This is a genomic window from Streptococcus sp. 3109, assembly GCF_013276905.1.
In the GTDB taxonomy this organism is placed as follows: Bacteria; Bacillota; Bacilli; order Lactobacillales; family Streptococcaceae; genus Streptococcus.
Window position 1 is genome coordinate 72612 of sequence record NZ_VMLY01000003.1, and the last position, 15005, is coordinate 87616.

General features: G+C 38.0%; 16 protein-coding genes and 1 pseudogene. 3 read left to right on the top strand and 14 right to left on the bottom strand.

All coding sequences use genetic code 11. From position 1 onward, the window contains the following. Window positions 1–29: 29 nt before the first annotated feature. The 4 genes from HT698_RS02110 to HT698_RS02125 form a co-directional block, all read right to left on the bottom strand. A complete protein-coding gene (locus HT698_RS02110) occupies window positions 30–1238 on the bottom strand; it encodes an acyl-CoA dehydrogenase family protein (protein ID WP_050242834.1) in 1209 nt (402 codons plus the stop codon). Window positions 1239–1762: 524 nt separating this feature from the next. Then, a complete protein-coding gene (gene raiA / locus HT698_RS02115; protein ID WP_050073478.1) occupies window positions 1763–2311 on the bottom strand; it encodes a ribosome-associated translation inhibitor RaiA in 549 nt (182 codons plus the stop codon). Between the two features lie 79 nt (window positions 2312–2390). After that, window positions 2391–3053 carry a ComF family protein gene (locus tag HT698_RS02120; protein WP_173218765.1) on the bottom strand — a complete coding sequence of 221 codons (663 nt, stop codon included), beginning with the start codon at window positions 3051–3053 and terminating at the stop codon, window positions 2391–2393. Continuing rightward, a complete protein-coding gene (locus HT698_RS02125) occupies window positions 3050–4348 on the bottom strand; it encodes a DEAD/DEAH box helicase (RefSeq protein ID WP_173218763.1) in 1299 nt (432 codons plus the stop codon). The genes HT698_RS02120 and HT698_RS02125 overlap by 4 nt, the downstream gene beginning before the upstream one ends. 56 nt (window positions 4349–4404) lie before the next feature. On the opposite strand from HT698_RS02125, the gene HT698_RS02130 reads away from it, so the two are divergent. The 3 genes and pseudogenes from HT698_RS02130 to cysK all read left to right on the top strand — a co-directional run bounded on the left by HT698_RS02130 (window position 4405) and on the right by cysK (window position 6252). Continuing rightward, on the top strand, window positions 4405–5040 hold the full coding sequence (locus tag HT698_RS02130; RefSeq protein ID WP_112444668.1) for a YigZ family protein: 636 nt from the start codon (window positions 4405–4407) through the stop codon (window positions 5038–5040). A gap of 75 nt (window positions 5041–5115) precedes the next feature. After that, window positions 5116–5229: pseudogene (locus HT698_RS10265) on the top strand (PH domain-containing protein); the annotation flags it as partial. Between the two features lie 96 nt (window positions 5230–5325). Beyond that, window positions 5326–6252, top strand: coding sequence for a cysteine synthase A (cysK, locus tag HT698_RS02135; protein ID WP_112444666.1), 927 nt, complete (start codon window positions 5326–5328; stop codon window positions 6250–6252). A 121-nt stretch (window positions 6253–6373) separates the two neighbouring features. Here cysK and tsf read toward each other — a convergent pair whose 3' ends face one another. The 10 genes from tsf to rodZ form a co-directional block, all read right to left on the bottom strand. Then, the gene (tsf, locus tag HT698_RS02140) at window positions 6374–7414 is read right to left on the bottom strand and encodes a translation elongation factor Ts (RefSeq protein WP_000808091.1); all 1041 of its coding nucleotides are present in this window, start codon (window positions 7412–7414) and stop codon (window positions 6374–6376) included. Between the two features lie 79 nt (window positions 7415–7493). Beyond that, window positions 7494–8273 (bottom strand): 30S ribosomal protein S2, encoded by a 780-nt coding sequence (gene rpsB / locus HT698_RS02145; protein ID WP_014017378.1) that lies wholly within the window; start codon window positions 8271–8273, stop codon window positions 7494–7496. A gap of 226 nt (window positions 8274–8499) precedes the next feature. Continuing rightward, entirely contained in the window at window positions 8500–9678 is a 1179-nt protein-coding gene (locus HT698_RS02150; RefSeq protein WP_112445445.1) for a CHAP domain-containing protein, read from the bottom strand. Window positions 9679–9771: 93 nt separating this feature from the next. After that, window positions 9772–10266: a rod shape-determining protein MreD gene (gene mreD / locus HT698_RS02155; RefSeq protein ID WP_061654453.1), complete on the bottom strand. Its 495-nt coding sequence runs from the start codon at window positions 10264–10266 to the stop codon at window positions 9772–9774. Next, the gene (gene mreC, locus HT698_RS02160) at window positions 10266–11084 is read right to left on the bottom strand and encodes a rod shape-determining protein MreC (protein WP_061654451.1); all 819 of its coding nucleotides are present in this window, start codon (window positions 11082–11084) and stop codon (window positions 10266–10268) included. Before mreC ends, mreD begins: the two co-directional genes overlap by 1 nt. A gap of 58 nt (window positions 11085–11142) precedes the next feature. Next, window positions 11143–11937, bottom strand: coding sequence for an energy-coupling factor transporter transmembrane protein EcfT (locus HT698_RS02165; RefSeq protein WP_020902295.1), 795 nt, complete (start codon window positions 11935–11937; stop codon window positions 11143–11145). After that, on the bottom strand, window positions 11930–12769 hold the full coding sequence (locus HT698_RS02170; RefSeq protein ID WP_061088579.1) for an energy-coupling factor transporter ATPase: 840 nt from the start codon (window positions 12767–12769) through the stop codon (window positions 11930–11932). The genes HT698_RS02165 and HT698_RS02170 overlap by 8 nt, the downstream gene beginning before the upstream one ends. Further along, complete coding sequence (locus tag HT698_RS02175; protein ID WP_173218761.1) at window positions 12754–13581, bottom strand: energy-coupling factor ABC transporter ATP-binding protein; 828 nt, start codon at window positions 13579–13581, stop codon at window positions 12754–12756. Before HT698_RS02175 ends, HT698_RS02170 begins: the two co-directional genes overlap by 16 nt. Beyond that, window positions 13578–14123, bottom strand: coding sequence for a CDP-diacylglycerol--glycerol-3-phosphate 3-phosphatidyltransferase (gene pgsA, locus HT698_RS02180; RefSeq protein ID WP_050441171.1), 546 nt, complete (start codon window positions 14121–14123; stop codon window positions 13578–13580). The genes HT698_RS02175 and pgsA overlap by 4 nt, the downstream gene beginning before the upstream one ends. 10 nt (window positions 14124–14133) lie before the next feature. Then, entirely contained in the window at window positions 14134–14976 is an 843-nt protein-coding gene (gene rodZ, locus HT698_RS02185) for a cytoskeleton protein RodZ (protein WP_173218759.1), read from the bottom strand. Window positions 14977–15005 lie beyond the last annotated feature (29 nt).

A 15005-nucleotide genomic window follows, 5' to 3' on the forward strand; every position in this document is an offset into this window, starting at 1 on the left:
AAATAAACCCTTCAATCGTCCTAGTTCTATTAAACAAATGCACCCAATCCAGTAATTTCACGACCTACAATCAAAGCATTGACTTCGTGCGAACCTTCATAAGTATAGATTGATTCCGCATCTGCAAAGAATCGTGCCACATCTGTTTCCAAAGTAATACCATTACCACCACATGTTTCACGCGCAAGAGCTACTGTTTCACGCATTACTAAAGAGTTATGCATTTTCGCTAGAGCAGAATTGAGCATCAACTCATTACCCTCTTCCTGCATTTCAGCAATACGAGTTGAATATGCAAGAGCTGCTACAGCATTGGCTTGCATTCTAGCTAATTTTTCTTGAACAATTTGGAATTTGGCAATCGGACGTTTAAACTGTTGACGGTCTTTTGCATATTTAAGAGCTGCCACATATGAACCACATGTTACTCCCATAGCAATGTGCGCTACATCGGCACGAGTAAATGTTAAAATACGTGCTACATCTCCAAATCCATTGATGTTAACCAAACGATCTGAGTCTGGAACTTCTACATTCTTCATTGTAATATGACCATTGCGGATACAACGCAGTGCAATCTTATGTGGAATAGGCTCTGCATGGTAGCCAGGAGCACCTTTACGGACAATAAAACATTTCACCTTACCGTCTGCCACATCACGAGCAAATACAGGAACAACATCTGCTGTATCTGAGCCACCAACCCAACGCTTTTCTCCGTTCAAAATCCACTTATCTCCAACACGCTCAGCAGTTGTTGATAGACCACCAGCAATATCAGATCCAGAAAGCGGTTCTGTTAAGGCAAAACATCCTTGCCAGTCAAATGAAGCCAACTTAGGAAGAAATTCTTTCTGTTGTCTTTCATCCCCACCCAATAAAATAGTGTTATAGCAAAGTCCTCCATGAACTGTATAGAAAGTTGCGATTGAAGCATCGAAGCGAGCTAGTTCTAGATATAAAAAGGTAATATACAATTCAGATGGTTTATAACTTCCTTCACGCCCTTCAAACAATTTTGGATTGTTCATGATTTGAGCACCCTTAGCGACAGCGTAAAATTCCTCAAATGGGAAATCAGGTTTTTCCCAGTATTCGTTGATAACTGGACGTAGATGTTTTTCAATCAAACGACGAGTTTCTTGTAGTACTTCAGCTTCCCCTAATGTTAAACCATCAGCGTAATGAAAGAGATCCTCAGGATATAGTTCACGTAAAATTTCTTGTTTTGTTGCCATAGTTATGACTCCTTCTTTTATTTTAAGAACGCTTACATTTTATTGCTCGCTATTTGTTGACAAGTCCATTCTATCGCTTCAACCAGTATTTTGTCTACTTAATAAAAATGAATAGAGCTATAAGTTGAATTTATAGATAGTTCTTCCACTTACTTTTTGAAAATTTATCCATAGAGACAAGCCATCTCTCTTATATAATCAATAACTGTTTTCTTCCAAACTTCCATTCTACAATCTACATACCCTCTAATGTCTCAGTAATTATTTAGATATCTATTACTCCTCATAGCTACTTGTATTACAAAAGACAAAATAGATAAAAAATACTTAAACTAAACACAGTCGCTTTATATAGAGAAATAAAATCTAAACAAATTGACTAGGAAATTCAATCCAATTACTAGCAATATTTTAGCACCTAAGACGTTCAACTCTAATTTCAATTAGCTACACAAACTCCCTCTTCCTTGAAATATAAAAAGTGATTTACCCGAAAGTAAACCACTTTTTATATTTCATTTTTCTTAAGATTCTTTAACCTCTAACAAACCAATCTCGCCATCCTCACGACGATAAATCACATTGGTTGTCTGATCTTCAACATCCACATAAATAAAGAAATCATGTCCTAACAAATCCATTTGTAGAATAGCTTCTTCCAAATCCATTGGTTTTAAATCAATTTGTTTTGAACGAACAACTTTAGACTGGACAACATTTGAATCTTCCACCAAAGCATCTGTAAATAATTGACTAGTTGCTACCTTATTTTTATTTTTACGCTCGATTTTTGTTTTGTTTTTACGAATCTGACGTTCAATTTTATCAGTTACAAGGTCAATTGAACCATACATATCTTGAGATACATCTTCTGCACGAAGAGTAATAGAGCCAAGCGGAATCGTTACTTCCACTTTAGCAGTTTTTTCACGATAAACTTTTAAGTTAATTCGGGCATCCAACTCTTGTTCTGGCTGGAAGTACTTTTCGATCTTTTCGAGTTTAGAAACTACATAATCACGAATTGCTTCTGTTACTTCTAGGTTTTCACCACGGATACTATATTTAATCATATGAGTACCTTCTTTCTAAACATTTTTGTTTTTATGATTTTATTATAACGCTTTCATTCTATTTTTGCAAATTTTTTCCTCATCTTACAAGGGAAAATGTTTTTACATCCTCAGCACCAGCTTCTTCCAGCAGTTTCTTCACACGATTTATAGTTGTTCCTGTAGTATAGATATCATCTATAAGTAGGATTTTCTTAGGAATGCGGACTCCACTTTTAATAAAGAAAGGAAGTTCTGTCGCCAAGCGCTCTGAACGACTTTTAGAAGAACTGGCTCGTTCTTCTCTTTTCTCTAACAAATCCAGGTACTTAAATCCTGCTGCATTGACCAAGCCCTCAACCTGATTAAATCCTCTATCAGCATATCTCTCCTTACTTAATGGAATGACTACAAATTGGTACTCTTTGTACTTTTTCAACTCCTCACTTAAAAATGAAGAAAAAACTTTTCTTAAAAGGAAGTCTCCATCAAATTTATATCGACTAAAAAAATCCTTCATAGCTTGATTGTAAGTGAAAATCGCTCTATGACTGACCTCAACTCCTTCTTTACACCAAAATTGACAATCTTGACACTTTGTTGACAATCCTATTTTCATACAGTTTGGACAGTACTCTTCTCCAATTCTCTCAAAAGTAGAATCACAATCTAAACAAAGACAGGAGGCATCATTCTTCATAAGTAAGAGACTACTAAAAGTTAAAACAGTCTTCATAGTCTGCTCACATAACAAGCACTTCATAGACCAGCCTCCTTATTCATCATCTGAATTTCCTTAATCGCCTTCTTGATTGAATCATTTAACCCATCATGGAAGAAAAGCAAATCTCCTGTCGGTCTATCCATGCTTCGTCCAACTCGTCCACCAATTTGAATCAAACTAGACTTGGTAAACAAACGATGATTGGCCTCTACTACGAAAACATCAACACAAGGGAAGGTAACTCCACGCTCCAAGATTGTCGTACTGATAAGTATTGTCAGTTCTCCATCTCGAAAAGCTTGTACCTGCTCTAATCGATCCTCTGTTACAGAAGATACAAAGCCAATTTTCTCATTTGGAAATTGCTCCTGTAAGATTTCTTTTAATTGCTCCCCTTTCTTAATTTCTGAAGCAAAAATGAGTAACGGATAAGCTGTCTTTCTCTGCTTCTCAATATAGGACTTTAACTTTGGTGACAACCGATTTTTCTCTAAACAGTGATTAAAATCCGATAACCAGACAGGTTTAGGAATAATCAACGGATTTCCATGAAACCGTCTTGGCAAACTCAATCGTTTTAGTTCTCCTATGCGAACCTTCCTATCTAACTCATCGGTCGAAGTCGCTGTTAAAAAGATTCTCAATCCATTCTCCTTTACACTATTCTTGACAGCGTGGTAAAGCGTGGGATTGTCAACATAAGGAAAAGCATCTACTTCATCCACTATCAGCAAATCAAAAGCTTGATAAAACTTCAATAACTGATGGGTCGTCGCAACAACTAGTGGTGTTCGAAAATAAGGTTCCGATTCTCCATGTAGCAAAGCTATTCCGCAAGAAAAATCCTGTTGCAGGCGCTTATACAGCTCCAAACAAACATCTATGCGAGGACTAGCCAAACACACTGCACCACCTCCATTAATCACTTTAGCCACTACTTGATAAATCATTTCTGTCTTTCCAGCTCCTGTTACCGCATGAACTAAGGTTGGCTCCTGCTTGTCTACTGCTTGAATCAGTCCCTCTGACACCTTCTCTTGAAAAGGAGTTAATTGACCACGCCATTTAAGAACATCTTGCTTCGGAAAATCCTCCTGTGGAAAATAGTATAAAGCTTGATCACTCCTGACTCGCTTCATCAGTAAACACTCCCTACAATAGTAAGCACCGATGGGCAAATACCATTCATCTAAAATAGCACTATTACAACGTTGACAGAAAAGTTTCCCTTTCTCCTTTCTCATTGCTGGAAGTTTCTCCGCCAACTGACGTTCTTCTTCTGTTAATTCATTCTCCGTAAACAAACGACCGAGATAATTTGGATTTACTTTCATACTTCTTTATTCGTAAAAACCTAGCGCTTTAGATGATTTTTTAGTACAATTAAATCATGGAATTTAGAACAATTAAAGAGGACGGTCAAGTCCAAGAAGAAATCAAAAAATCCCGCTTTATCTGTCATGCCAAGCGTGTTTATAGCGAAGAAGAGGCTCGTGACTTCATTACTGCTATCAAAAAAGAACACTACAAAGCTACGCATAACTGCTCTGCATTTATTATTGGGGAACGTAGTGAAATCAAACGTACAAGTGATGATGGCGAGCCTAGTGGCACTGCTGGTGTTCCCATGCTTGGGGTACTAGAAAATCACAATCTCACCAATGTCTGTGTGGTCGTGACACGCTACTTTGGTGGTATTAAACTAGGCGCTGGAGGACTAATTCGTGCGTACGCAGGCAGTGTTGCCTTAGCCGTCAAAGAAATTGGCATCATTGAAATAAAGGAACAAGCTGGCATTGCTATTCAAATATCTTACGCTCAGTACCAAGAGTACAGTAACTTCCTTAAAGAACATAATCTCATGGAGCTAGATACAAATTTTACAGATCAAGTCGATACGATGATTTATGTTGATAAAGAAGAAAAAGAAACTATTAAAGCTGCACTGGTGGAGTTTTTTAATGGAAAAGTCACTTTAACTGATCAAGGTTTACGCGAAGTTGAGGTTCCTGTAAACCTAGTGTAAACAATAGATAATACAGTGTTTCACTGATATTTTCACCGCTACTTTAATTAGCAACATAAAAAGGTTCTTGCCAAGAGTTACTAGAAAATGAAGCAATTCAAAAAGAAAACTGATAACTTTCTTCTTTACACCTATTTACTAAAATTAACTTATCACAATCGCTTAAAAATTAATGGCTTAGACCTGTGATATAAAAAAATCCTATCACTTCGATAGGATTTCTATATTTTACAAATGGTATAGATAGCGTTATACTAGATATATCTTATACAAAGAGGTATTCATATGTCTATTTATAACAACATTACTGAACTAATCGGTCAAACTCCGATTGTTAAACTAAACAACATTGTGCCAGAAGGTGCTGCAGATGTCTATGTAAAACTTGAAGCATTTAACCCTGGTTCTTCTGTAAAAGACCGTATTGCTCTTAGCATGATTGAAAAAGCTGAACAAGACGGTATTCTGAAACCTGGTTCTACTATTGTTGAAGCAACAAGTGGAAACACTGGTATTGGACTTTCATGGGTAGGGGCTGCTAAAGGGTATAAAGTTGTTATCGTTATGCCTGAAACTATGAGTGTGGAACGACGTAAGATTATCCAAGCTTATGGTGCTGAACTCGTCCTAACTCCTGGTAGCGAGGGAATGAAAGGTGCTATTGCTAAGGCTCAAGAAATCGCTGCTGAACGTGATGGTTTCCTTCCTCTTCAATTTGACAACCCAGCTAATCCAGAAGTACACGAAAGAACAACAGGAGCTGAGATACTAGCTGCTTTCGGTAAAGATGGATTAGATGCCTTTGTTGCTGGGGTTGGTACCGGTGGAACAATTTCTGGTGTTTCTCATGCACTCAAATCAGCAAATTCAAATATTCAAGTTTATGCAGTGGAAGCTGATGAATCTGCTATTCTATCTGGTGAAAAACCTGGTCCTCACAAAATTCAAGGTATCTCAGCTGGATTTATTCCTGATACACTTGATACAAACGCCTATGATGGTATTGTTCGTGTAACATCAGATGATGCTCTTGCACTCGGACGTGAAATTGGTGGAAAAGAAGGCTTCCTTGTAGGGATTTCTTCAGCTGCAGCTATCTACGGAGCCATCGAAATTGCCAAAAAATTAGGTTCAGGTAAAAAAGTCCTTGCTCTAGCACCAGATAACGGTGAACGTTATCTCTCTACAGCACTCTATGAATTTGAAGTTTAGTCTCCTAAATACAATTGGCCCTTATTATAGGGCTTTTTATTTTTACCTTGAAAATAGGAAGTTCTCCCTATAAGGATCGACTGCATAGAAAAAAGGAAGCAAATTTACTTCCTTTCTATAATTAGTTATTCAAGGCTGCTGCCATTGTAGCTGCAACTTCAGCTTCAAAGTCGTTTGCAGCTTTCTCAATACCTTCACCAACTTCAAAGCGAGCGAACTCAACTACTGAAGCGTTAACTGATTCAAGATATGCTTCAACTGTCTTGCTGTCATCCATGATGTAAACTTGTGCAAGAAGTGTGTAAGCTTGGTCAACTTTAGTATTGTCAAGCATGAAGCGATCCATTTTACCTGGGATGATTTTGTCCCAGATTTTTTCTGGTTTGCCTTCTGCAGCCAACTCAGCTTTGATGTCAGCTTCAGCTTGAGCAATAACATCATCAGTCAATTGAGCTTTTGATCCATATTTCAAGTGTGGGAGAGCTGGTTTGTTAACCATTGCACGGCTTTCGTTATCTTGGTCGATAACGTGGTTCAATTGTGCCAACTCATCTTTAACAAATTGCTCATCCAATTCTTTGTATGAAAGAACTGTTGGTTTCATAGCAGCAATGTGCATTGAAATTTGTTTAGCAAGTGCTTCGTCTCCACCTTCGATTACAGAGATAACACCGATACGTCCACCGTTGTGTTGGTATGCTCCGAAGTGTTGTGCATCTGTTTTTTCAATCAAAGCAAAGCGACGGAATGAGATTTTTTCTCCGATAGTCGCTGTTGCAGATACGTATGCAGCTTCAAGAGTTTCACCTGAAGGCATAGTCAAAGCAAGTGCTTCCTCATTATTAGCTGGTTTTCCTTCAACGATTGCTTTAGCTGTTGCGTTTACCAACTCAACAAATTGAGCGTTTTTCGCAACGAAGTCAGTTTCAGCATTTACTTCAACAACTGCTGCAATGTTACCGTCAACATAAACACCAGTCAAACCTTCTGCAGCAACACGGTCAGCTTTCTTAGCTGCTTTTGCCATACCTTTTTCGCGAAGCAATTCAATCGCTTTTTCGATATCGCCTTCCACTTCAACCAATGCTTTTTTAGCGTCCATAACACCAGCACCAGATTTTTCACGCAACTCTTTAACAAGTTTAGCTGTAATTTCTGCCATTTTGATTCTCCTATATTTTTTAAAAATAGGAGAGCAGGGCTAAGCCCCGCCCTCCTAGGTAATTACTATTTATTATGAATTAAGCGTTGTCGCCTTCTACAACTTCAACGATTTCTTCAATTGAATCTGCTTGAGTTTCTGAAGCTGCAAATTCTGCTTCAACTGCTGCTGCATCCTCACCTTGACGTCCTTCGATGATAGCGTCAGCCAATTTAGCTGTGATCAATTTAACAGCGCGGATAGCGTCATCGTTAGCTGGGATGATTACATCGATATCATCTGGATCAGTGTTTGTGTCAACCATCGCTACAACTGGGATTCCCAATTTTTTAGCTTCTTTAACTGCAATTTGCTCTTTATGTGGGTCAACTACGTACATCACATCTGGGATACGAGGCATATCTTCGATACCACCCAAGAATTTTTCAAGACGCGCACGTTGTTTGTTAAGAAGTGCAACTTCTTTCTTAGGAAGAACTTCGAAAGTTCCATCTTCTTCCATACGTTTGATTTCTTTCAAACGAGCGATACGTTTTTGGATTGTTCCCCAGTTTGTAAGAGTTCCACCCAACCAACGGTGGTTGATGAAGTATTGACCTGAACGTACTGCTTCTTCAGCAACTGCATCAGCTGCTTGTTTCTTAGTACCAACGAACAATACAACTGCATCGTTAGCTGCCGCATCACGCATGAAGTCGTATGCTTGGTCAGCGTATTTTACAGTTTGTTGCAAGTCGATAACGTGGATTCCGTTACGCTCTGTAAAGATGTATTTAGCCATCTTAGGGTTCCAGCGACGAGTTTGGTGACCAAAGTGTACACCAGCCTCAAGAAGTTGTTTCATTGAAATTACTGCCATGAGTATTTCTCCTTTTTGTTTTTTTCCTCTTCTTGACTTCAACTCGCAAAACGACCCAAGAGCAACTGCTTCACAATTCATCAAGAATGAGTATTATCGTTCACACGACAATTTTCATTTTACCATACTTTTCCAATATTTTCAAGCTATTTTGATATAATTTTTAATAGTTATTGTCTCTGGTAAAACCTAAAAAAGAGGGCTCTATTCGAGTCCCTCTCTCTAATTAGTCTGCATAAATATATGTCACAAAACCTTCAGAAGTCGTTGTTGGATTAAACCATCCACGGTGGTTTCCAAGTGTGCGATTACCTGCATAGTTTGATTCTGATACTTGGATACGTGTTGTTGATTCAACAGCTGTAACAACCGCTACGTGTCCATATCCACCATCGTTCCAACATGCAATTGCTCCAACTTGAGGTGTCGATCCTGTACGGAATCCTGCTGCAGCTGCACTTGTAGCCCACTGTGCTCCATTACCCCAATAGTCTCCAGCCCAAGGTGCTAATGTTTTAACTCCCCAGGTACATTCTCCAATTGGATAAGTTGAGGCATCCGTGTTATATGTTGGACGTACTTTAGCCTGAACAGGTGCTACTGCAGATTCAGATACTGCTTGTACCTGTGCTGTTAGGTTTGTATTACCTGAAGCAAGTACTGATTGTTGTTGGCTAGCTTGTTTTTCTTTATAAGCTGCTTCTGCTGCCGCAGCTGCACGTGCCTCTGCCTCAGCTGCTGCTTTTTGTTCCAATAGACTTGCTTTTTCCCCTTCAGCTGTCGCTTTCTCAGCAGCAAGACTCAATTCAGCAGCTTTTAGTTCTGCCTGTTTAGTAGTCAATGCTTGAGCATCATCTGCCAATTTTTGTTGATTAGCAATTACAGTATTGATAGCATCATTATTTGCTACTTGCTTCTCAGAAATTGCTTTTTTATCTGCCTTTTGTTGTTCCAACATTTTGTTGTTAGCAGATACGATTTCACTCATTGCAGCAACACGTGAAATAGCTTCTGTAATTGATTTTGAGTTTACAATGGTATTGATATAGCTAGTTGCGGCTCCATTTGTTTGAGCACTACGAGCTTGTTTTTCCAAAGATTGGTTACGAGAAACAATGTTTTTAGAAAGTTCTGTAATCTCACCCTCGAGTTTCTTAGATTCTGCTTGTAATCTATCATTTTCAGATTGCAAGTTAGATTGCTCTGCTTGAATAGCAGATACTTGCTCCTGAATTTGATCAACTTGTTTTTGTGCTTCTTCTTGTTGTGCTGTTAAGTTACTAATTTTATTATCTTGAGCAGCAATTTTGTCATCAGTCGTTTCTGCATGGGCAGTCGTCAATACTGCTGCCTGGGAAACCATTACTGTACTTAATAAAAGCGAGGCTAAGATTTTTTTCTTCATGGTTAATAAATACTCCTTCTGTTTAAGACAATACTAGTATACCAAAAAAAACTCCAATAAATATTACGCCTTTGTTACATTTATATGTCGTTCTTATAGATAATATTTTTCAAAAATAAATTGAAAAACAGTAATCCATAAAAAATTTAAAATCATCGTCGGTACCAAGCTATAGACTATAAAAATCGACATGTTATCCACTGTCAACCCTACCATAAAAGCCAAAAGATAACTACCCATTTCAAACAGGAATGTCAGTACAATCATAGAGAGCATTCGTGTCCAACGATTCAATAAAATAACACTATTCAATTTATGAAGAAAGGCTCCCAATAAGATAAATAAGAGAGTTGCAATCCCTATTAGATGGAAAAAGTAAACATCGTAAACCAAGCCTATCACAAAACAATAGACTAGGTAGAGATATTCTGATACTTCTATCGTCTCAAATAAGAGAAATAGAAAAAGAAAATGACTAGCTAAATGTACATGGGGGAAAAATGAGCCCAGAAGCTGGCTAATATGGGCGTCAATTAGAACAAAGAAAGGGAGCAATAAAAACACTCCAACCCGCTTCAACTGTCTCATTATGAATTCCCCACTAATTCTATCACATCCACATTATGAGTATCTGCACTCAATTTAACAGTTACTTCTCGTGTCAAATAGTCTGTACTATGCGTTGTGGCAACCACTTCACCTACAGGAATATCAGCAACGTTAAAGTTTCCTAATCCACCTGTTGTTACCTTATCGCCTGTACTAATATCGCTATTACTATTTAATTGACTAATTTTAAGAACTTCATTTTCCTTGTCGTAGCCAACAATAATTCCATAAATTGTAGTAGTGCCGTGTTGAATTTTAACAGAAATCTTATCAGCATTTTCCGTATTTGTCAGAAGGTTGACCATAGTAGAGTTGTCCTCCACTTTTGAAACACTCCCAATCAAGCCACCATTTGCAATAGCTAACATGTTCTCAGAAGCACCTTTTGATCTACCTGCATCTAAGGTCAACTCCTGCTTCCAAGATACCGGAGAACGCATAATAACATCTGCTGCTAAAGTCTTTGTGGCTTGCAATTTAGACTTCATATCAAGCAATTGGCGCAGTTGTTCATTTTCCGTCTTTAAACTTTCCGCCTCATTTGATTTGACTTCTAACTGGTAAATCTGTTTCTTCAAACTTTCATTTTCATTATATGTTCGTGTCAAATGAGCCAAATCTGATTTGACAGAATCAAACCACCGAAAAGGTTTTTGCACAACTCTATCAACCAATGAGATCCCATCTCCTAATTTTGTCACAATTGTACTTGAATAAGTCGTCGCTAAGAGAGCTGAGACAAGCAGAACAGTGACAAAAACAATAATGACATATTTTGATTTTTTAAAACGGTTCATATCCCTACCTTTATATCAAAAACTGTTACAGTAACTTTTTATCAATTCCTAAAAGCTACTAAGATTTTAAGAAAAATAAGCAACAACCAAGTACGATAATAACAAGAATAGTCAGCGTATCCTTTCGAGTCCATTTCAGTTGTCGGTATTGACTTCTACCTTTTCCACCCTGATAACCACGCGCTTCCATGGCGATAGCCAAGGAATCTGCACGTTTTAAACTTGTTGCAAAAAGAGGAATCAAAATAGGAATCATCGCCTTTACTTTTTGAACGATGCTTCCTTCACCAAAATCCACTCCACGCGCTTTCTGTGCATTCATAATCCGCGTCGTATCATCCATTAAGGTCGGAACAAAACGTAGACTCATGGACAGCATCAAACCAATTTCATGAACTGGAACTTTCACACGCTTTAAAGGTGCTAATAAAGCTTCGACAGCTGATGCCAAACTTAAGGGCATGGTCGTTAAGGTTAACAAAGTTGAAAAGAAAATAATCAATACAAAACGACAAAAAATAATCCCAGCTTGTTGCAAAGCATAATCTGTGATTCTCACAAACGAAAACTCAAATAACACATTCCCATTAGAAATGAAAAATAGTTGAAAAATAGTTGTGAAGGCAATCAAGAAAAACATAGACTTCAAGCCCTGAATAAAAAATGAAAGAGATACTCCTGACAAGGCAATAAATATCCCTGTCGCTATAAAAAGAATTAGATTCGTCAAGGGATTATTAGCCCAAAAAACGATCAAAATTAGTAACATCATAGCAAGCAATTTGCTACGTGGATCCAATCGGTGAACAATCGAATCCCCTGGGATATAACGCCCCAAAATCATACTATCCATTTAGCGACTCCTTGAACTCCTCTATCTTAATCGGTAATCGTTTAAATGACACGCCTCTATCAGCCAATCGTTTACAGAAAGCCGTAATCTTAGGTACTCCCAACTGCACTTCTTCCATAAAAACAACATCTTGAAAGACATCACTCGGTTTACCACCCTTAACCAAACGTCCCTTTTCCATTACATAGACTTGATTCGCATATTCAGCAACATCATCCATCAAATGCGTTACCAAGACGATGGTCATCCCTGACTGGTGGAGTTTTTTGAACAAATTCATCAACTCTTTTCTACCCAGAGGATCTAGGCCAGCTGTTGGCTCATCTAAGACTAATATAGCTGGCTCCATGGCAAGTATGCCTGCAATGGCAACACGTCTCATTTGTCCCCCTGACAACTCAAACGGACTGCGATTAAAAAGTGATTCATCAATTCCAACCAGAGCCAGTTTCTCACGCGCAATCTTCTCCGCATCTTCTTCAGAAACTCCAAAATTTTGCGGTCCAAAAGCAACGTCTTTCAAAACCGTTTCTTCAAAAATCTGATTTTCAGCAAACTGAAATACCAAGCCAACCTGTTTTCTAATTTGACGAATATCTTTATTTTTAGAAGTCGAGGTGATTAAGGTATCAAAAACCCTCACACTCCCTTGACTTGGCACCAATAAACCATTTAAGAGTTGTAAAATAGTTGATTTACCACTACCTGTGTGCCCAATTAAAGCCGTATAAGAACCATCTTCAATCGTCAAAGAAACATCCGACAAAGCTGTTGAAGCTAAGGGAGTCCCTTCTTGATATGTAAAACTCACATTTTCTAGAGCAATTCCCATAATTTATCCTCTAGCTCACTTTCTGTCAAATAATTTTCAGGTAAATCATAGCTATTCTGGCTCAAAGAATATTTTACTTGATTGGCAAAAGGATCGTCTAATCCAATTTGATCTAAATCATTTCGAGAGAAAAGTTCTCTTGGGCTACTAGTTGATTCAATTTCCCCTTTTTTCATGACCAATACGCGGTCACTCATGGCAACTTCTTCCAAATCATGGGTAATAGAAATGACCGTCATATCATAGTCTTTCCGAATTCCCTGTACTGTCTCAATCAGTTCTCTACGCCCCTCAGGGTCCAACATACTCGTTGCTTCATCTAAGATTAAAATAGCTGGTCTTAGGGCTACAACGCCTGCAATGGCCACACGTTGCTTTTGGCCACCTGATAGACGCGCCGGCTCTCTCTTTTTAAAGTCTAACATGCCAACTAAAGCCAGAGCTTCCTCCACTCTCTTTTTCATTTCTTGACGAGAAAGGCCCTGATTTTCCAAACCAAAGGCAACATCATCTTCAACAGTCGCTCCAACAAATTGATTGTCTGGATTTTGAAAAACCATACCGATTTGACGACGTATTTTCCAAACATTTTCCTCAGTCAGCCGTTGGCCATCAATTACAATCTCTCCGGATTCTGCTTCCAGTAAGCCATCAATTAAGCGAACCGTCGTTGATTTACCACTACCATTATGCCCTACAATCGAAAGCCATTCTCCACGTTTCACGTGAAACGTAATATCTTTCACATCATAGTATTCCTGACTTTCCTTATAGCGAAAAGAAAGATTTTTTACATCAATTATTGATTTCATTTCGAACCAAATGTCCCTTTAAATACATAAGCACTACCCTTGAAATAATCATAGCCAGAGTAGATAGTGAAAAACAAGGCTACATAAAGTAGAACTTGACCAAGCAAAGTCCAATGTAATAGCAAGAAAATAATCGCAAACATCTGACTAAAAGTTTTAATTTTTCCAGGCATTGCCGCTGCTAAAACTGTTCCACCAGTTTCAACCAATAAAAGCCTTAAACCTGTCACAGCCAACTCACGACAGATAATTACTGCAACAATCCAAGCTGGAGCCATACCTAACTCAATCAGCATAATAAAAGCCGACATAACTAGTAACTTATCCGCCATAGGATCTGCAAATTTACCAAAATTACTGACCACATTCCATTTACGTGCTAAATATCCATCTAAATAGTCGGTAATACTGGCAACAGCAAAGATAATAGCTGCCACTATATGACTCTCTATCGAATTTCCTACTGTTAAAATAAAGATAAAAATAGGTATAAAGAGAATTCGACCTATTGTTAAGAGATTGGGAATTTGTTCTTTTTTCATTCGTTTTTCCTTAATTTTTAGTAAAGGTTACAGTGATTTGTCCAGTCTGCGCTGTTAACTTCGATAAATCAACAGTCTGATTATCTACTGTCAAAGTAACACCTTTTACAACACCTAACGTAATTGTTACAGGATTTTTTGTTGCAACTGTTGCTTCTGCACTTTTATTATCCGGTGATAAGGTTACACCGCCCTCAAGTTCGCTTTCTGAAACGCTGATCCAACTTGTAACATCTGAAACTGCCAATTGCAATTTAACTGTTTCCTTACTTGTCTTATAAGCGATTTCTACATGATTTCCTTCACCTGACACACTTATAGCTGATTCTACACTAGAAGAACTGCTAGATGAACTACTACTTGAAGAGTGGGGAACAGAGCTAGTTGAACTTATTGAACTTGTTGATTGAACCACACTGTAATTAGAAAGAGAAGCCCCCTCTGGTTGAGTTTGAATATAGTTCCAAACATAATAGGTCACAAAAATTAAAATCGATAAAGCAAAAAGGATAAAATAGAATAAAGGTAAAAATGATGTTTTTTTCTTCTTTTTCTTACTTGAACGTCTACGACCTGTCAACTCGTCTTCATCAACATCTACTTCCTCATAAGTAATCATACTCCCAGAATCATAAGCATCCAAAACAATTTGGTCATCTAACTCAACAGCCCATGCATATTTTCTCAAGAAAGAACGCGTGTAAAAAGGACTTGGAAGTTGATCGAAATCGTCTGCTTCCATTGCTTCCAACATATCTAACTGGATTTCTGTTTTTTTCTGCAATTCATCTAAACTCAATCCCTGATTGATTCTAGCTAATCGTAAAACCTCTCCAATTGTTTTTTTTCTCATACTTGTCATCCCTTCTTTCTAGTGTCTAT